This is a genomic window from Burkholderia sp. Ac-20344, from assembly GCF_017104975.1.
Taxonomy (GTDB): Bacteria; Pseudomonadota; Gammaproteobacteria; order Burkholderiales; family Burkholderiaceae; genus Burkholderia.
In genome coordinates this window covers 1-18,009 of the sequence record NZ_JAAGPP010000127.1, presented here as the reverse complement: position 1 = coordinate 18,009, position 18,009 = coordinate 1, and the positions used below count along the sequence as shown (strand labels likewise).

18 protein-coding genes are annotated in these 18,009 nt (G+C 68.2%); 2 read left to right on the top strand and 16 right to left on the bottom strand.

Going from position 1 to position 18,009, the window contains the following annotated elements; all coding sequences use genetic code 11:
* Positions 1 to 59: 59 nt before the first annotated feature.
* The 6 genes from G3N64_RS30075 to G3N64_RS30050 form a co-directional block, all read right to left on the bottom strand.
* The gene (locus G3N64_RS30075) at positions 60 to 1,022 is read right to left on the bottom strand and encodes an ABC transporter permease subunit (protein WP_205787384.1); all 963 of its coding nucleotides are present in this window, start codon (positions 1,020 to 1,022) and stop codon (positions 60 to 62) included.
* Positions 1,022 to 1,819 (bottom strand): ATP-binding cassette domain-containing protein, encoded by a 798-nt coding sequence (locus tag G3N64_RS30070; protein ID WP_205787370.1) that lies wholly within the window; start codon positions 1,817 to 1,819, stop codon positions 1,022 to 1,024. Before G3N64_RS30070 ends, G3N64_RS30075 begins: the two co-directional genes overlap by 1 nt.
* A 40-nt stretch (positions 1,820 to 1,859) precedes the next feature.
* On the bottom strand, positions 1,860 to 2,876 hold the full coding sequence (gene tauA / locus G3N64_RS30065) for a taurine ABC transporter substrate-binding protein (RefSeq protein WP_205787368.1): 1,017 nt from the start codon (positions 2,874 to 2,876) through the stop codon (positions 1,860 to 1,862).
* Between the two features lie 252 nt (positions 2,877 to 3,128).
* On the bottom strand, positions 3,129 to 4,121 hold the full coding sequence (gene lipA / locus G3N64_RS30060) for a lipoyl synthase (RefSeq protein ID WP_039346279.1): 993 nt from the start codon (positions 4,119 to 4,121) through the stop codon (positions 3,129 to 3,131).
* Positions 4,114 to 4,869: a lipoyl(octanoyl) transferase LipB gene (lipB, locus tag G3N64_RS30055; protein WP_205787366.1), complete on the bottom strand. Its 756-nt coding sequence runs from the start codon at positions 4,867 to 4,869 to the stop codon at positions 4,114 to 4,116. The genes lipA and lipB overlap by 8 nt, the downstream gene beginning before the upstream one ends.
* Before the next feature lie 84 nt (positions 4,870 to 4,953).
* On the bottom strand, positions 4,954 to 5,280 hold the full coding sequence (locus G3N64_RS30050) for a DUF2917 domain-containing protein (protein WP_205787363.1): 327 nt from the start codon (positions 5,278 to 5,280) through the stop codon (positions 4,954 to 4,956).
* A gap of 102 nt (positions 5,281 to 5,382) precedes the next feature.
* On the opposite strand from G3N64_RS30050, the gene G3N64_RS30045 reads away from it, so the two are divergent.
* A complete protein-coding gene (locus tag G3N64_RS30045; protein ID WP_205787361.1) occupies positions 5,383 to 6,372 on the top strand; it encodes a transcriptional regulator GcvA in 990 nt (329 codons plus the stop codon).
* A 24-nt stretch (positions 6,373 to 6,396) separates the two neighbouring features.
* On the opposite strand, the gene G3N64_RS30040 is transcribed toward G3N64_RS30045, so the two are convergent.
* From G3N64_RS30040 to G3N64_RS29995, 10 genes are all read right to left on the bottom strand, one after another.
* Positions 6,397 to 6,705 (bottom strand): YbeD family protein, encoded by a 309-nt coding sequence (locus G3N64_RS30040; protein WP_011353335.1) that lies wholly within the window; start codon positions 6,703 to 6,705, stop codon positions 6,397 to 6,399.
* Positions 6,705 to 7,631 (bottom strand): D-amino acid aminotransferase, encoded by a 927-nt coding sequence (locus G3N64_RS30035; RefSeq protein WP_205787359.1) that lies wholly within the window; start codon positions 7,629 to 7,631, stop codon positions 6,705 to 6,707. The genes G3N64_RS30040 and G3N64_RS30035 overlap by 1 nt, the downstream gene beginning before the upstream one ends.
* A 54-nt stretch (positions 7,632 to 7,685) precedes the next feature.
* On the bottom strand, positions 7,686 to 8,996 hold the full coding sequence (locus G3N64_RS30030; RefSeq protein WP_205787357.1) for a D-alanyl-D-alanine carboxypeptidase family protein: 1,311 nt from the start codon (positions 8,994 to 8,996) through the stop codon (positions 7,686 to 7,688).
* A gap of 487 nt (positions 8,997 to 9,483) precedes the next feature.
* Positions 9,484 to 10,128: an alpha/beta hydrolase gene (locus G3N64_RS30025; protein ID WP_021157030.1), complete on the bottom strand. Its 645-nt coding sequence runs from the start codon at positions 10,126 to 10,128 to the stop codon at positions 9,484 to 9,486.
* Positions 10,129 to 10,141: 13 nt separating this feature from the next.
* A complete protein-coding gene (locus tag G3N64_RS30020) occupies positions 10,142 to 10,459 on the bottom strand; it encodes an NAD(P)H-dependent oxidoreductase subunit E (RefSeq protein ID WP_205787356.1) in 318 nt (105 codons plus the stop codon).
* 294 nt (positions 10,460 to 10,753) lie between these two features.
* On the bottom strand, positions 10,754 to 11,905 hold the full coding sequence (locus tag G3N64_RS30015) for a VanZ family protein (protein ID WP_205787355.1): 1,152 nt from the start codon (positions 11,903 to 11,905) through the stop codon (positions 10,754 to 10,756).
* Between the two features lie 19 nt (positions 11,906 to 11,924).
* A complete protein-coding gene (locus tag G3N64_RS30010) occupies positions 11,925 to 12,548 on the bottom strand; it encodes a PqiC family protein (protein ID WP_205787354.1) in 624 nt (207 codons plus the stop codon).
* A gap of 38 nt (positions 12,549 to 12,586) precedes the next feature.
* Positions 12,587 to 13,516, bottom strand: a complete 930-nt coding sequence (locus tag G3N64_RS30005; RefSeq protein ID WP_174974776.1) for an MlaD family protein — start codon at positions 13,514 to 13,516, stop codon at positions 12,587 to 12,589.
* 18 nt (positions 13,517 to 13,534) lie between these two features.
* Positions 13,535 to 14,449 (bottom strand): ABC transporter ATP-binding protein, encoded by a 915-nt coding sequence (locus G3N64_RS30000; RefSeq protein ID WP_085042098.1) that lies wholly within the window; start codon positions 14,447 to 14,449, stop codon positions 13,535 to 13,537.
* The gene (locus G3N64_RS29995; protein ID WP_205787353.1) at positions 14,446 to 15,570 is read right to left on the bottom strand and encodes an ABC transporter permease; all 1,125 of its coding nucleotides are present in this window, start codon (positions 15,568 to 15,570) and stop codon (positions 14,446 to 14,448) included. The genes G3N64_RS30000 and G3N64_RS29995 overlap by 4 nt, the downstream gene beginning before the upstream one ends.
* Before the next feature lie 307 nt (positions 15,571 to 15,877).
* Between G3N64_RS29995 and G3N64_RS29990 the strand changes: the two genes are divergently transcribed.
* Positions 15,878 to 17,947 carry a bifunctional 2',3'-cyclic-nucleotide 2'-phosphodiesterase/3'-nucleotidase gene (locus G3N64_RS29990; protein ID WP_205787352.1) on the top strand — a complete coding sequence of 690 codons (2,070 nt, stop codon included), beginning with the start codon at positions 15,878 to 15,880 and terminating at the stop codon, positions 17,945 to 17,947.
* Positions 17,948 to 18,009: the final 62 nt, after the last annotated feature.

The following is an 18,009-nucleotide window of genomic DNA, read 5'->3' as shown; positions in this document are numbered from 1 at the left end:
CTCTTTCCGCTTGCAGCGCAGAGCGACTGCCCGCGTCACGCCCCGTCGCGCCCCCCGACCTATCCCCGCCCCTTCCACGGCACCACCCGCCGCTCGATCCATCGCATCGCGAGATCGAACAGCCACGCGATCGCGCCGATGATCAGGATCCCCATCACGACGATATCCGTGCGCAGGAAGCTCGATGCGTTGAGCACCATCTGCCCGAGCCCGGCCGTCGCGGCGACCATCTCGGCCGCGACGAGCGTCGTCCAGCCGAACCCGATCGCGATCCGCAGCCCGGTGAGGATCTCCGGCAGCGCGGCCGGCAGCACCACATGCCGCACGATCTGCGCGAAGCTGCCGCCGAGCGAATACGCGGCGTTGATCTGCTCGACCGTCGCGGCGCGCACGCCGGCGCGCGCGGCCATCGCGATCGGCGCGAAGCACGCGAGGAAGATCACGACGAGCTTCGCCGTTTCGTCGATGCCGAACCAGATCACGACGAGCGGCAGGTACGCAAGCGGCGGCAGCGGCCGGTAGAACTCCAGCAGCGGATCGAGCACGCCGCGTGCAAGGCGGCTCACGCCCATCAGGATGCCGGCCGGCACGCCGATCGCGGTGGCGAGCACGAACGCGCCGAACACGCGCGCGGCGCTCCACAGCAAATGCTCGGACAGCGGCAGGCCACCCTGGATGCGGCCATGCCAGGCGTCGACGAATGCCACCCACACGGCTTCCGGCGCGGGCAGGAACAGCGGCGGCAGCCACTGGCGATGCGTGGCGACCCACCACAGCACGGCCAGCGCTGCAACCGTCGCCGCGCTCAAGGCCGCCGTCTTCCCCTCCCCCGGCAACCGGTAGCGGTGCGACGACGGCGCACGACGCGCGGCTGCCTGAGTCCGCGTGCGATCGTCCTGCTCGAAACCTGCGACCGTCCCGCCGGCCGTCCACGAATCCTGCGTGCTCATGCTGTCCTGCCTGTGCAAAGTGCTGATCCGACCGCGTCCGACCGACGCGCCCTGTCGCGCGAGTTCGTGCATCACGCGGCCGCCTCGGCTGCCTCGTCGCGATGCAGATACGCGATCAGCCGCTCGCGCCACGCGATGAATTCCGGTGACGACTTCACCGCGCGCGCATCGCGCGATTCGACGTAGCGCCGCGCGAACGGCAGTTCGAAGGTTTCCGCGATCCGGCCGGGGCCGGGCGTCATCACGACGAGACGCGTCGCGAGGAACAGCGCCTCCTCGACATCGTGCGTAATGAAAAACACCGTCTTGCCGGTGCGTGCCCACACGTCGAGCACGAGCGCCTGCATCGTGCCGCGCGTCATCGCGTCGAGCGCGCCCATCGGCTCGTCCATCAGCAGCACGCGCGGATCGCTCGCGAGCGCACGCGCGATGCCGACCCGCTGCTGCATCCCGCCCGACAGCTCGTACACACGCGCATGCGCATGACCGTCGAGCCCGACGAGCGCGAGCATCTCCCGCGCCCGCACTTCGCGTTCGGCCTTCGACACGCGCGCGAAGCGCAACCCGAGCGCGACGTTGTCGAGCACATCGAGCCACGGCAGCAGCGCGTATTTCTGGAACACGACGCCACGATCCGCGCCGGGGCCCGTGACCGGCACGCCGTCGACGCATACGTCGCCGGTCGTCGGCGCGACGAAGCCGGCCATGCAGTTCAGCAGCGTGGTCTTGCCGCACCCGGATGCGCCGAGCGCGACGACGAATTCACCGGCATCGATGCGCAGGTCGACCTGCGCGAGCGCCTGCGTCGTCGGCCTGCCGCGTTCGCCCGGATAGGCGACCGATACCTGACGGACTTCCAGCGTGCTCATGATCGAAGGGCTCCGCGATGAGTGGGCTGAGGGGCCGCGCTCAGCGCGCGGCCTTCTGCACGAATTGCGGATCGACGCCGACCGAATAGTCGGCGAGCACCGTCTGGATCGTGCCTTGCGATTTGAGGAACGTGGCGGTCGCTGCGAGCGACTTCGCGGCACCCGACTGCGCGCCGCCGCCGAGCCACGTCGGCGAAGCCTGTTCGGCCGCCGTCGGGAACGCGTAGAGGGCGAGGCTGGCCGGCACGTCCTGCGCATTCGCGCCGGACACCTTCGCGACCGCCGCGACCTGCGGCGAGCCGACCTTCCACGCCGCCGCATGCGCGCGGTAGTCGGCGTCAGCCGCCGCGAGCACCTTCACGAAACGCGCGACGAACTCGGGGTTCTCGCGCGCGAACTTGCGGCTCACGACGAAGCCGTCGAAGGTCGACTTGCCGCTTTCCTTCGCAACCTGGCCGGACGTCGTCAGCACGGTGCCCGACTGCTTGACCTTCGCGAGCACCGGATCCCAGATGTAGGTCGCGTCGATGTCGCCGCGCGCCCACGCAGCCGCGACCTCGGGCGGACGCAGGTTGACGATCTTCACGTCGTTCGGATTGACACCCGCGGCCTGCAGCGCGACGAGCGTGTGGAAATGCGACGTCGACACGAACGGCACGCCGATCTTCCTGCCCTTCAGCGCCGCGACGTTCGTGACGCCCGAACCGTTGCGCGCGACGAGCGCCTCGGCGTCGTTGATGTTGTCGAGCACCCAGAACAGCGAGATGTCGAGCCCCTGCGACAGCCCGGCCGCGATCGGGCTCGAGCCGGCTTCGCCGAGCTGCACGGAGCCCGACGCGAGCGCGCGGATCACGTCGGCGCCGCTGTCGAGCTTGCGGAACGTGACCTTGTAGCCGGTCGCCTTTTCGACTTCACCGCTTGCCTGCGCGTATCGCCACGGCACGACCATGTCCTGGTACGCGATCACGACTTCGCGCGATTCGGCGTGTGCCGCGCCGAGCGCGGCAAAGGCGGTCAGCGCAACGACGGCGCGGCGGATGAAGCTGAAACGGGACATGCGGCTCTCCTTCGGAATGCGGGCATTGCTGCGGGAGAGCCGACTATAGGAGCTTTGCGCGCGGCGGGAGCCAACTTATCCTGCGAAGCTATCGATGCCGTTTCAGCTTTGCTTTCCATGCTCGACTGGATCGTGCGTCCGGTCGGGTGGCAATTGCCGTGCGAACGCAGGAATGGCGTCCGCATCAACGAAAAAGCCCGCATCGCTGCGGGCTTTTTCGGGTTCGTCCGAAGACGACGGAAGCAACGGCGCTCAGACCACCCCGGCCCCGTGCGCCTGCAGATCGGCGTGATAGCTCGACCGCACCATCGCGCCGACGGCCGCGTGCGTGAAGCCCATCTTGTACGCTTCTTCCTCGTACATCTTGAAGGTATCCGGATGCACGTACGCACGCACCGGCAGGTGGTGCTCGGACGGCTGCAGGTACTGGCCGATCGTCAGCATGTCGACGTCGTGCGCGCGCAGGTCGCGCATCACCTGCAGGATTTCCTCTTCGGTTTCGCCGAGGCCGACCATCAGGCCCGACTTCGTCGCGACGTCCGGATGCAGCGCCTTGAAGTCCTTCAGCAGCTTCAGCGAGTGCGCGTAGTCCGAACCCGGGCGCGCTTCCTTGTACAGGCGCGGTACCGTTTCGAGGTTGTGGTTCATCACGTCCGGCGGCGCGGCGTTCAGGATCGAGATCGCGCGGTCGAGACGGCCGCGGAAGTCCGGCGTCAGGATCTCGATGCGCGTTTCCGGCGACTGCTCGCGCACTTCGCGGATGCACTCGACGAAGTGGCCGGCGCCACCGTCGCGCAGATCGTCGCGGTCGACGCTCGTGATCACCACGTACTTGAGCTTCAGTGCACCGATCGTGCGCGCGAGGTTCTTCGGCTCGTCCGGATCCAGCGGATCGGGGCGGCCATGGCCGACATCGCAGAACGGGCAGCGGCGCGTGCACTTGTCGCCCATGATCATGAACGTCGCGGTGCCCTTGCCGAAGCATTCGCCGATGTTCGGGCAGCTCGCTTCCTCGCACACGGTATGCAGGTTGTGCTCGCGCAGGATCGTCTTGATCTCGTTGAAGCGCGAGCTGCCGGTGGCCGCCTTCACGCGGATCCACTCGGGCTTCTTCAGCTTCTCGATCGGAATAACCTTGATCGGAATGCGCGCCGTCTTCGCCTGCGCCTTCTGCTTGGCGGTCGGATCGTAGGCAGGGGTCGCGGCCGAATCGGCCGGTGCGGGAGAAGCGGTAACGTCAGTCATTCGATTGTTCCAGTGCCTGCGGCTTGTCGGCGGCCGCGGATGCGCCGTCGAGGTTGGCGATCAGACGGCGCACCAGCGTGTGGGCGACGTCGTTCCAGTCGGCGGCAACCTCGAGGCTCGCCATGTCGACAGTTTCCAGTCCGGCATAGCCGCACGGGTTGATCGCAAGAAACGGGCGCAGATCCATCTTCACGTTCAGGCTCAGCCCGTGATAGCTGCAGCCGTTGCGGATCTTCAGGCCGAGGGCCGCGATTTTCGCGCCCTCGTGCACGCCGGATGCCACGTAGATCCCGGGCGCGCCCGCCTTTCGGACCGAAGCGAGATTATACGCCGCGAGGGTTTCGATCACGGCCTCCTCGATCTTCGTCACCAGCGTGCGCACCATCAGCTTGCGCCGGCGCAGGTCCAGCAGCAGGTACGCGACGATCTGGCCGGGGCCGTGGTAAGTGATTTGCCCGCCGCGGTCGACCTTCACGAGCGGCACGCCGCTGTCGGCCACCAGCAGGTGGGACGGGTCGCCGGCCTGGCCGAGCGTGTAGACGGGCGGGTGCTCGACCAGCCAGATCTCGTCGCCGGTGTCGGCCGTGCGCGTGTCGGTGAACGCGCGCATCGCGTCGAAGCTCGTCTCGTAGGTCTCGACGCCCCGCCAGCGCACGGTGACCGGCTGGGCCGGTTGATCCGGGGACCCGGCGGGCGATGCGGAAACGGCAACAGGCGTGGACACGATGGAAACCGGCGAAACGGACATGGGCGGTAGTTTACCGAAAACCCGTGGGTCTCGCCGGCCTTGGGAGGGGGACGGATCGCCGGTATCCGTCGGAGGAAATGATGGTCAGACGGTGCGCCATCCGTCGTGGAGCAGCGCGGTCAGGCGTTCGCGCAGCCGTGCCAGCCCGCCGAGCGCGACTTCCCCGGCCGGCCGCGACACCGAGAATGCCACGCACGTGCCCTCCCGGCCTTCCGCGCTGAGCCACAGCCGCTCGCCGCGGCGCAGTTTCAGCGTTTCGCCGTCGACCAGGAAGTAATCGTTGACGTCGTTGCTGCGTGTCGCCCACACCGGCCCGCACTGGACCACCAGGCGCGTGCTGCGTTGCACCTTCATCGGCACGGTTTCGCCCGCGGGGATTTCGAACGTGATGCTTGAAGAAATTTCTTGCATGATCGCCTCCGCCAATAACTGCTTCGATGGCTACAATCGTAGTCACTTCAAGGCGTCCGACAAAACGACCAATTTTCACGTCGATGTGAGGAAAATTAGCAAATGGACCTCCGCCAGCTACCTGCGCTGAACGCGATTCGCGCGTTCGAAGCCGCCGCCCGTCACGAGAATTTCTCGCGCGCCGCCGACGAGCTGTACGTCACGCACGGCGCGGTCAGCCACCAGGTACGCGCGCTCGAGGAGGAACTCGGCGTGCAGCTGTTCACGCGCAACGGCAAGCGGCTGTGCCTGACCGACGCCGGCATGCGCTACGCGCAGCAGATCCGCACCGCGCTGATGGTGATCGCCGACGCGACCCGCGACGTGCGCGCGAGCGACCGCGACCGGCGGCTCGTGGTGTCGATGCTGTCGTCGTTCGCCGCGCGCTTCATCACGCCGCGCATCGGCACGTTCATCGAGCGGCATCCGGAAATCGACGTCGAACTGCAATCGACCAACTCGCTCACCGATTTCGCGCGCGACGACGTCGATCTCGCGATCCGCTTCGGCGGAGGCACCTATCCGGGCCTGCATGTCGAGCCGCTGTTCGAGGAGGTGTTCTTTCCGGCGTGCGCACCGACGCTGAACGGCGGCAAGCTGCCGCAGACGCCCGCCGATCTCGTGCATTACAACCTGCTGCGCTCGGACGACGAGCTGTGGCGGCCGTGGTTCGACGCGGCCGGGCTCGACACGCTGACCGAACCGAAACGGGGGATCCTGTACCAGGATTCGTCGAACCTGCTGCTGGCCGCGATCGACGGCCAGGGCATCGCGCTGGTGCGCCGCTCGCTCGCGGTGCACGACCTGCTCGACGGGCGCATCGTGCGCCTGTTCGACATCGACGGGCCCAGCCCGTGGCACTACTTTTTCGTGTGTCCGCCGCCGGTTTTGAACACGCCGCGCGTGCAGGCGTTCAGGACCTGGCTGCTCGAGCAGGTCGTGGAATACAAGCAGATGTGCGACGAACTGGACGCGCGGCGCGCGGCGGGGAAATGCCCCGCCGAGTGTGCGCTGGAGGGAGGATGGAAAGGGATCAGCGGCCGTTTGCGCTGATCCCCGGACCGCCGGGACGGGCCCTCAGAGCACGACCTTGACCATCGGATGGCCGGTCAGTGCGCGGTAGATGTTGTCGAGCTGTTCCTGGCTCGTCGCCCGGACGGTGATCGTGAGGCCCGTGTAATTGCCGCCGCTCGACGCACGCTCCTCGATCTTCTCGACATCGATCTCGTTGTCGTGAACGGCGACGACCTTGAAGATCGTGTCCTTGAACTCGGGATGCGCCTTGCCCATGATCTTGATCGGGAAATCGCACGGGAACTCCAGCAGCGACTCCTTCCGGGTATCGATCGCGCCGGTCACCTCGATGGTTTTAGTCGGTTCGCTCATCATTTTCTCCGGGTTAGGTCAAACTGTTCAAACTCGCGCGCCTTCGCGCGCTGGTACGCGTCATACAACGCCGCGAACACGGGGCCCGGCTTGCCGCCCTGCACGGGCAGATCGTCGAGCGACGTGACGGGCAGCACTTCCTTCGTGGCCGACGTGATCATGATCTCGTCGGCCGCGCGCAATTCCACTTCGCTGATCTCGCGCGCGACGAACGGAATCTTGCATTCGTCGGCCAGTTCCTCGATCAGCGCGTAGCGGATCCCCTCGAGGATCTTGTTGCTGCGCGGCGGCGCGAGCAGCTCGCCGTTCTTCACGATCCACACGTTCGACGACGACCCTTCCGTCAGGTTGCCGTCGCGCAGCTGCAGCGTCTCGAACGCATCGCGCTCCGCCGCGTGCTGCGCCATCAGCACGTTGCCGAGCAGCGAGATCGACTTGATGTCGCAATGCAGCCAGCGGCGATCCTCGGCCGTCACGCAGCGCACGCCCTTCGCACGCTCCTCTTCCGACGGCAGGCGCAGCGGGCTCGTCATCACGAACACCGTCGGCACCGCGTTCGCCGGGAACGCGTGGCCGCGCTTCGCGACGCCGCGCGTCACCTGCAGATAGACGAGCGCGTTGCCGTCGCCGAGCCCTTCGGCATTCGCCGCGACGACGCGCTCGATCAGCGCACGCCAGCCTGCAGCGTCGTGCGGGCTGGCGATGCCGATCTTCTTCAGGCTGCGCTCGAGCCGTGCCAGATGCTGCTCGATCCGGAACGGCACGTGCGCGCCGTCGTGCGCATAAACGGGGACGACTTCATACACGCCGTCGCCGAAGATGAACCCGCGGTCGAGCACCGGTACACGGGCTTCCGACAGCGGCACCATGTCCTCCTGCGACGATACGCTGAGGTAGACGATCGGTTCGAATTCGGCTTGGCTCATAGCAATGACAGATGGGGATGAAGTCGTAAAAACAAAGGCCCGTCGTGCTGACGCTTACTTCTTCTTGCTGAACATCAGCAGGATCGAGTCCCAGATACGCCCGAAGATACCCGCTTCCGGCACGGCCTGCAGGGCGACGACCGGGAATTCGGACAGCGTCTTGCCGTCGGCGACGATCTTCACGGTGCCGACCTGCTGGCCTTCCGCGAGCGGCGCGATCAGCGGCGCGTTGACGTCGACTTCCGTCTTGACCTTGTCGCCGAGGCCGCGCGGCACGGTCGCCCACTGGTCGCCCTTCACGCCGACCTGCACGGTGTTTTCCTTGCCCTTGTAGATGCGCGGCGTCGACATCGCCTGGCCGCCCTTGAACAGGCGCACCGAATCGAACGCGCTGTAGCCGTAGTTCAGCATCTTCATGCTGTCCTGCGTGCGCTCGCCTTCCTTCTGCTCGCCCATCATCACCGACACCAGGCGGCGCTGGCCGTCCACACCCGGAATCGCGCGCTTCGCCGATGCGATCAGGCAGTAGCCGGCCGCCTGCGTATGGCCCGTCTTCAGGCCGTCGACGGTCGGATCCAGCCACAGCAGACGGTTGCGGTTGCCCTGGCGGATGTTGTTGTACTTGAATTCCTTCTCCGAGAAGATGCCGTAGTACTGCGGAAAATCGCGGATCAGGTGCGCGGACAGCTTCGCGAGGTCGCCGGCCGTCGTGTAGTGGTTCGGGTCAGGCATGCCGTTCACGTCGGCGAAGTGCGTGCCCTTCATGCCGAGGCGCGCCGCCTCGTCGTTCATCATCGTGACGAACTGCCCTTCGCTGCCGCCGACCAGTTCGGCCAGCGCGATCGCGGCGTCGTTGCCCGACTGGATGATCATCCCGTACACGAGGTCGTGTACCGACACCGGCTTGTCCGCCTCGATGAACATGCGCGACTCGTCGGTGCCGACGCGGCGCACGGCGGCGCTCGGCGTGACGATCTGCTCCATCGAGATCTTCTTCTTGTCGAGCGCCTCGAACACCAGGTAGGCCGTCATCAGCTTCGTCAGCGACGCGGGCTCGACGCGTTCGTCGGCATTGCCCGACGCGAGCACCGTGTTGCTGGTCGCGTCGACGAGCACCCACGAGCGCGCATTCACGCCCGGCGGCGGCACCGCGCCCGGCATGAAGGTCGCGGGCGCGCCGGTGAACTGCTCGGCGGCCGGCGCCGCATGCGCGGCCTTGGCCTTGGCGGCCGGCTTCGCCTCGGCGACGACGATCGTCGACGCGAGCGCGACGGGCAGCATCACGCCGAGCGCGACGTTGCGCGCGGCGGTGCCGAAGGCGATGGAAGAAGCGAGGGACTTGAGGCCTTGGGGAGACAGACGCATGATCGATTCAGGCTGATTGCAGAAAGTGCGGTGCGAAACGCGCAGGGTTGAACGGCAAGGCGGCGGGCGTTTCGGGCACTCGCCCGACAATCGTCGGGCGACGCGAAACGCGCCGGTTGGACTCGTGCGGACGCGTTCGGTTCGCGGCCGTCGCGAGCGGGCAGACAGGCGGCGAAACGAGCGCCGCATGCGCCCAGCCGGGCCGCGGGCGACGCGAAATGCGGCCATTATACGTGGCCGCGCAGGGCGTTTTCGCGAACCTGGCGCCGGACGGCCGCACATCGGCATCGCGCGCAGGGTGCCGGCACGCTGCACGTCATCGCACGCGAAGGGGTGCGAAAGGTGGGCGCAGGCGAAGTGGAAGTCGGGTTGCGCCGCACGAAGCGGCACGATGTCGCGCGGGGGAAACGCACGTCCGGCGCGTGCCGGATGGCATGCGTGCGACATGACGCGGGCCGCCGGCGTGACGCCGGCCCCCACGCGCAGGCTAGCGCCACGCGTCGACGATGATGCGCTTCAGCACGTGCAGCTTGCGATGCAGGAAATGCTCGGCGCCGGGGATCACGACGACCGGCAGCTCCTGCGGCCGCGCCCAGTCGTACACGGAAGCGATCGGCACGGTGTCGTCGGTTTCCCCGTGGATCACGAGCGTGTTCTCGGGCACGTCGGCCACCTGCCAGCGGCTCGCGGCCGTGCCGACGAACACCATCCGTTCGATCGTCTCGCCCGCGTCGCGCAGCCGCTTCGCGACGTGCGACAGCACGAAGGTGCCGAACGAGAAACCCGCGAGCACGAGCGGCAGGTCCGCATAGGCGGGCTGCGCGCGCATGTGCGCGAGCACCGCGAGCAGGTCGTCGGCCTCGCCGGTGCCGTTGTCGTGCACGCCTTCGGTCGCGCCGACGCCGCGGAAGTTCGACCGGAACACGACGTAGTTCAACTGCACCAGCGTGCGCGCGAGCGTTTGCGCGACCTTGTTGTCCATCGTGCCGCCGAACAGCGGATGCGGATGCGCGACGAGCGCGATGCCGCGCGGCGCGGCGCCGCCTTCGCGCACGGCGTCGGGAAGGTCGACCGCGATTTCGATCTGCCCGACCGGGCCCGCGATCAGCGACTTCTGCGTATGAACGTTCATTCGGCCGGCCCGCTCAGATCTTCAGGCGGTCGACGACCTTGCCGTCGCGCAGGTGCGATTCGACGATCTCGTCGATATCGGCCTGGTCGACGTACGTGTACCACGTACCTTCCGGATACACGACCATCACCGGCCCTTCCTCGCAGCGGTCGAGGCAGCCCGCCTTGTTGACGCGAACCTTGCCGGGCCCCGCGAGGCCGAGCTCCTTCACGCGCTTTTTCGCGTACTCCTGCATGGTCTGCGCGTCGCATTGCGCGCAGCTCGGGCGTTCGGCGCCCGGATCGCGCTGGTTCAGGCAGAAGAAGACGTGGTGCTGGTAGTAGGAATCCATGATGGTGACGAGCGGCCCGGCGCAAGGCCGTGCGGAAAGAGGAGCGATTGCCGCTGCGCGGGGCAGCGGGCGTGTAGTGTTCGGTGCCAAGCGGCGCTTATGTGCCAGCGGATTCGTGCTCGTGGCAAGGCGCAAACCGCAGCGATGCCTAGTGGCATCGCGAGGATTCGCAACGCGGCCACGGGCGCGAAGGCCCCGCACATAAGTGCCGATTGGTGCCGAACACTGCACTCATTCGGACGATTATAGCGAGCGGCGCACGCCGCTGCCCGCGATCCCGCGACGGCCCTTGCGTCAGCGGCGCAACGCGGCCGGCAGCCACGCGTGCTCGACGCGCTGGCCGAGCCAGATCAGCGCCGCGTAGGGCCAGATCCACGCCAGCCAGCGCGCGAGGCTGTTGAAGTGCACGTAGCGGCCCTGCCGCCAGCCCGACAGCGTGAAGTCGAAAAACGGATTGACGGGCAGCAGGTTCACGAGCGCCACGCCGGCCAGCAGCGCGAGCGCCGCGAGCGTCGCGCGCCAGGTCGCCGGCACGTACAGCGCGACGAGCGCGGCCGCGAAACCGAGCTCGATCCCGAGCCGCGCGCCGGGCGTCGCCCACACGACGACGAGGCCGGTGGCCGACTGCATGAACGTCGCGGCCGCCTTCAGCACGAGCGTCGCGGCGACGAGTGCGATCAGGAGCCGGATGCGCGGCGCGCGCGGCCGCATCGCGAGCGACGCGATCGCCAGCGCGGCGAACAGCATCAACCCGCCGAGCGCGGCCTCCCATGCGGAGTCGGACAGCCAGCCGTCGACACGCTCGGGCCATTCGCCCACGCGCCACGCGGCCGGCAGCCACGCGAGCAGCGCGTCCTGCATCGACGCGTCGGCACGCTCCCACAGTACGGCCGGCCAGTCGCCGATGCCGAACAGGAACGGCGACGGAAACAGGATCGCGAACGGCCACAGCCCGGCGAGCAGCAGCGGCGTCGCGCCGTCGTCCTCGAACCAGGCGAAGCGCAGCCGGCGCAGCGCGCCGCGATCGAGCAGCGCACCGGTGGCCGGCGCGACCAGCGCCGCGCCCAGCAGCGCGCCGAGCGCGTTGGCCGCGAGATCGAGATTCGACGCGACGCGCGTCGGCAGGTAGGTCTGCACCGCTTCCATCGAGCCCGACAGCAGCACGCCGAGCACGCCCACGATCAGCGTCGCGGCCACGCCGCGCCAGCGCGGGTGCAGCGCGAGCACGCCGAGCGCGCCGAACGGCAGGTAGCCGAGCACGTTCGTGACCACGTCGAATGCGGTCACGTAGCGCTGCATCGGCGCGAACAGGTAGTCGAACGGCCCGATGCCGAGCGACACCCAGCCGCCGAACGGATACAGCGACGCGTAGATGATGAGCGCCGCGTAAGCGGCAAAGGCCTGCCGCGCGAGCGGCGATGCGCGAAGGGTGCCGGTCGCGCTCATCGCGGCTGCGCGGCACGCGTCACGGCGTGCCCGCGTACGCCTGCATGCCGGCCCACGCGGCGATCTGCGACACGAGCTGGTCGCTCGCCGTCGCGAGCGCACGGGCACCGCCCGCCGCGTCCGGCGTGCTCGACGGTGCACGGGCGACGAACGTGCGCTGGCCGAGCACCTTGCCGTCCAGCATCAGCGTCGCGCGCGCGGTGACGGCGCCGTGGCTCTGCGACTGACCGTCGAACACCTGTTCGAATTCGTTCAGGTCGACCTTGAGGGTCGGCGCGCGCACGCCGTCGGATCCTTCGAGCACCGTGCCGCGCGACGACAGTGCGCCACGCAGCCGCTGCGTGAGCAGCTGCGCGGGCGGCGCGGTCCAGCGGCTGTCGCGATAGACGGCCACGTGCTGCGCGTCCACGTACGCGAGGCGGTATGCGAACTTGTCGGAGTCGAGCGCATCGGGCGCGGCGACGTCGAGCACCTTCAGCGCAGGGCCCGGGCCCGCGGTCACGACCGACGTGGCCGGCCCGAGGTCGTAGCGGACATTCGACAGTGCCGCGCTGTTGCCGGCGCAGCCGGCCGCGAGCGACAGCGTCAGCACGGCAAGCGCGGCCGCGGCCGGACGCAGCGCGCGGTCAAGGATTCGTGGCATGGCGTGTTCCTGCATGATGTTTCCGGTTTCGATGGGTGTCACTGCCCGGCCGTCGCACCCGGCCAGGCGAAGCCCGGCTCGCCGGGCCCCGGCGCCGCGCCGGGCGAACCGAACAACAGACTGCGCGGGTTGCGGCCAAGCTCACCGGCCACGTCCTTCAATTGCCGCGACGCGTCGCCGACGCTGCCGGCCAGCGCGTTGAAACGCGGCAGCGTGTCGTACTGCACGCGCGCGTTGAGATCGTTCAGCGCGACACCGATCTGATCCGCCGCCGTGCCGGCCTTGTTCAGGTTCGACACGAGCGGCCCGTTCGGCTGCAGCAGCGTGTTCGCCGACGCCATCGCGCGGTTCACCTCGTGCATCGTTTCCGGCAGCGCGGTAACCGCCGGGCCGAGCTGCTTCGTCAGCGTCGCGGCGCCGTCGGCCGCGTGCTGCAGGCTTTCGGCGGTCGCGCGCAACTGCTCGCGCATCTCGGGCGACATCAGCGCATTCGCACTCTTCGCGGCCATTTCGAGCTGCCGCAGCAGCACGTCGCCGCGCTCCTGGATCTGGTCGAACAGGCTCGGCCGCATCGGGATCTGCGCGATCGCCTTCGTCGACGACGGCAGCGGCGCCAGGTCGCGGCCCGTGTCCTCGAGCTGCACGAACGCGATGCCCGTCACGCCCTGGAAGCCGAGGCTGCCGTAGGTCGACTGCGTGATCGGCGCGTCGTGGTCGACGAGGATCCGGATCCGGATCTGGCCCGGGTGCGCGCGATCGAAGCCGATCGACTGCACCTTGCCGACGTCGAGGCCGCGAAAGCGCACGGCCGCGTCCGGGAACAGCCCCGTCACGTTGGTGCGCGCGAGCAGGTCGTACGGCACGCGCACGGTGCGGTCGACGTTGAACCAGAACACGGTGCCCGCGATCGCGAGCGTCAGCGCGATCGTGAACAGGCCGGCCCAGAACGCATGTGATTTGTTTTCCATTCGCGGATTCCTTCGTGCCTACAGCTCGACGCTCGACAGCGCCGGTTCGAGGGCCGCCTTCGGCAGCTTCGCGCGCCGCTCCGGCGGCAGCGCCTGCAATGCGCGGCGCCCGCGCAGCCCCAGGAAATATTCGTGGATGAACGGATGGTCGACGTTCGCGGCCTCCTCGACCGGCGCCGCGACCAGCACCTTGCGGTCGGCCAGCACCGCGACGCGCGTCGACAGCGCGACCATCGTATCGAGATCGTGCGTCACCATCACGACGGTCAGCCCGAGCGTGCGATGCAGCGTCGCGATCAGCTCGACGAATTCGTCCGATGCCTGCGGATCCAGGCCGGCCGTCGGCTCGTCGAGGAACAGCAGCTCGGGCTCGAGCGCGATCGCGCGCGCGATGCCGACCCGCTTGACCATCCCGCCCGACAGCGCGGCCGGCATCTTCGACGCGTGCTTGCATGGCAGCCCGACCATCTCGAGCTTCAGCATCACGATGTCGTGCAGCAGATCCGGCGGCACGCGGCCGAGCTCGCGCAGCGGCTGCGCGACGTTGTCGAACACCGTCATCGACGAGAACAGCGCGCCCTGCTGGAACAGCATCCCGGAGCGCGTGCGCATCATCCGCGCGCTCGCGTCGTCGATCGTCGCCGTGTCCTCGCCGAACACCTTGATCGTGCCCGACGTCGGCCGCTCGAGGCCGAGGATCTGCCGCACCAGCGTGGTCTTGCCGGAGCCCGAGCCGCCGACGATCGACACGATCTCGCCGCGCCGCACGTCGAAGTCGAGCTTCTGGTGAATGATGTTGCGCCCGTAGCGCTTGGTCAGGTTGCGCACCTCGATCACGAGGTCGCCGGCATCGGCCGCCGCAGCCGGCCGGGTGCCGACCGACCCGGCCCCGATGGCCGCGGCATGCGCGGTCGTTTCGTTCGATGCGTTCATCCGAGCCCCACGTTCTGGAACAGGATCGCGAACACCGCGTCGGCGAGGATCACGACCGTGATCGACGACACGACCGACGTGGTCGTGCCTTCGCCGAGGCTCTGCGAGTTCGCCTTGATGCGGAAGCCGAAATGGCAGGCGACCAGCGCGATCAGCATGCCGAACACGATGCCCTTGCCGACCCCGATGTACAGGTTTGCGATCGGCACGACGCCCGGTAGCGAGCGCACGAAATAGTTGACGTCGATCCCGAGCACGAGCTTCGCGGCGAGCGCGCCGCCCGTCAGCGCGATGATGTTGGTCCACATCACGAGCAGCGGCATCGCGACGCCGAGCGCGAGCACGCGCGGCAGGATCAGCCGCAGCCCGTGCGGGATGCCCATCACGCGCATCGCGTCGAGCTCCTCGGTCACGCGCATCACGCCGATCTGCGCGGTGATCGCCGAGCCCGAGCGGCCCGCGACGAGAATCGCCGACAGCACCGGGCCGAGCTCGCGGATCACCGACAGCCCGAGGATGTTCACGATGTAGCGGTTCGCGCCGAACATCTGCAGCTGCTGCGCGGACAGGTAGCTGAGCACGATGCCGATCAGGAACGCGACGAGCGCGGTGATCGGCAGCGCCTGCGCGCCGGCGCTGTAGATGTTCGCCGAGGTCTCCTTCCACGGCATCGTCTTCGGCCGGCGCAGCACCGACAGCGCATCGAGGATCACGAGGCCGAACATCGCGATGCCGCCCTGCAGGTGTTCGCCAAAGCCGAAGATCGCCTGGCCGAGCCGCGTGACGGGATCGACGCGCACGACACGCTCGGGCGCCTCGCGCTCGCTGTCGAGCCGCTCGATGCGCTCGAAGATCGTACGCTGCGTGGCGCTCAGCGCGACACCGGCCGGCAGCTTGCGGCCCCATACGCGCCACAGCGCCTGACCGCCGACGTGGTCGAGCCGCTCGATGCCGGACAGATCCCATTCGCTCACGCGCCCGGACGCGATGCTCGCGACCCGGCGCGCCACCGCGCCGCGATTGCGCGCCAGCGCGAGCGCGGTCCACTGGCCGTACAGGCGCACCGTCTGGCCCTGGCCGCCGGCGTCGACCGACAGGCCGGGAGGAGTCTCGAAGTCCAAGGGCAGGTTGTTTGCAAAAAGGTGACAGCGGCCATTGTAGCGAACCGCCCGGCGACGCGACGTGAGGATTTCCGTGGGGGCGCCTAGCTGGGGCGCCTGGCCGGGGGGCGCCGGGCCGAGTCGCCCGCCCCGGGGTGCCCGTGGAGGCCGCCGCCCCCTGCCCGTTGCCGGCTTCATCGCCTTTCATTCTTCCGTCACGATTCCTTTCGATACTCTCACGCGCCGCACATCAGGCCGTCGGCGCCCCGCGCCGCCATTCGTTGCGACCCTCGCCTTTCAAAAAACAGAACACCGAACAGGACAACCGATGCGTCTCCCCCTGCTTTCCCGCCGTCGCGTGCCGGCCATCGCCGCGCTCGCCAGCCTCGCCTTCATCCTCGCCGCCTGTGGTGGCGACGACGTCACCTCGCCGCCGGTGACGCCGCCGGCGGCCCAGGCGCCCGTCGGCACGACGGCCACGCTCGCCCTGCTCGAGACGACCGACCTGCACACCAACGTGCTGTCGTATGACTATTTCAAGCTCGCCGCCGACAATTCGCTCGGCTTCGAACGCGTGTCGACGCTGATCGCGCAAGCCCGCGCGCAGTATCCGAACACGCTGCTGCTCGACAACGGCGACACGATCCAGGGCACCGCGCTGTCGGACTACCAGGCGCTCGTGAAGCCGGTCGGCTGCGACCAGACGCTCGCGATCTACAAGGTGATGAACGCCGCGAAATTCGACGGCGGCGGGATCGGCAACCACGAATTCAACTACGGGCTGCCGTACCTGTCGCAGGTGACCGGCAACACGTTCGAGGTCGACGGCCTGCCGGCGCCGGCCCAGCAGAAGAAGTGTGCGGGCCCGAACTTCCCGCAGGTGCTCGCGAACGTGATCAGCGCGAAGACCAACGCGCCGCTGTTCACGCCGTACACGATCCTGACCCGCACCGTGACCGCGACGACGCCGGACGGCAAGACGGTCAGCGCCCCCGTGAAAATCGGCATCATCGGCTTCACGCCGCCCGCGATCATGAACTGGGACAAGCGCTGGCTCGACGGCAAGGTCTATACGACCGGCCTGAAGGAAGCCGCCGAGAAATACATTCCGGAGATGCGCGCGAAGGGCGCCGATCTCGTCGTCGCGATCTCGCACGGCGGCCTCGACAATGCCGCGTATTCGCCGACGATGGAGAACGGCAGCTGGTGGCTGTCGAAGGTGACCGGCATCGACGCGATGCTGATCGGCCACTCGCACCAGGTGTTCCCGGATGCGAACAGCACCGTGTCGCAGTTCAACCTGCCGGGCGTCGACAAGGTCAAGGGCACCGTCAACGGTGTGCCGACCGTGATGGCCAACTACTGGGGCAAGCACCTCGGCGTGATCAAGCTCGGCCTGAAGTTCGACGGCAAGACGTGGAGCGTCGACAAGTCGCTGACGACCGTCGAGGCGCGGCCGATCCAGAACGCCGACAAGAGCTACGTCGCGGCCGACCCGTCGGTCTCCGCCGCGATCGCCGCCGAGCACCAGGCGACGATCGACTACGTGAAGACGCCGATCGGCTCGACCGACTACCGGATGAACTCGTACTTCGCCGATGTCGGCGATCCGGGCGCAATCCAGATCGTCAACGAGGCGCAGGCCGACTACGTGAAGACCTACGTGCAGGCGAACCTGCCGCAATACGCGTCGCTGCCGGTGCTGTCGGTCAGCGCGCCGTTCAAGAGCGGCTTCGGCGGCGGCACCGACTACACCGACGTCGCGCCGGGCGCGCTCGCGATCAACAACGCGGCCGACCTCTACCTGTATCCGAACACCGTGTACGCGGTGAAGGTGAGTGGCGCCGACGTGAAGAACTGGCTCGAAACCGCCGCGAAACGCTTCAACCGCATCGATCCGACCAAGGCGACCGTGCAGCCGCTCGTCAGCACGTTCCCCGGCTACAACTTCGACATGTTCACGTCGGCCGATCTCGCGTATGAAATCGACGTCACGCAGGCGGTCGGCAGCCGGATCAAGAACCTGACGTACAAGGGCGCGCCGATCGACCCGAACGCGCAGTTCATCGTCGCGACCAACAACTATCGCGCGAGCGGCGGCGGCAACTTCCCGGGCCTCGACGGCAGCAAGACGATCTTCGCGTCGCCCGATGCGAACCGCGACGTGCTGATCGCGTTCATCAAGAAGCGCGGCGCGATCACGCGCGTGGCCGACGGCGCGCAGCGCAGCTGGCGCTTCACGAAGCTCGCGAGCTCGGTCGCGCACGTGCAGTTCGCGTCCGCGCCGAACCGCCTCGGCGACGCGGCGGCGGCCGGCCTGACCGGCATCACGCAGGTCGCGGCCGACGACGGCTCGGGCAAGACCCTCGCCACCTACGAGATCGACCTCACCCAATGAGACACGCGATGCAACCGATCCGGACGATGCGGCCGGCCGAAACCGGCCTCGCCGCTGCCGCA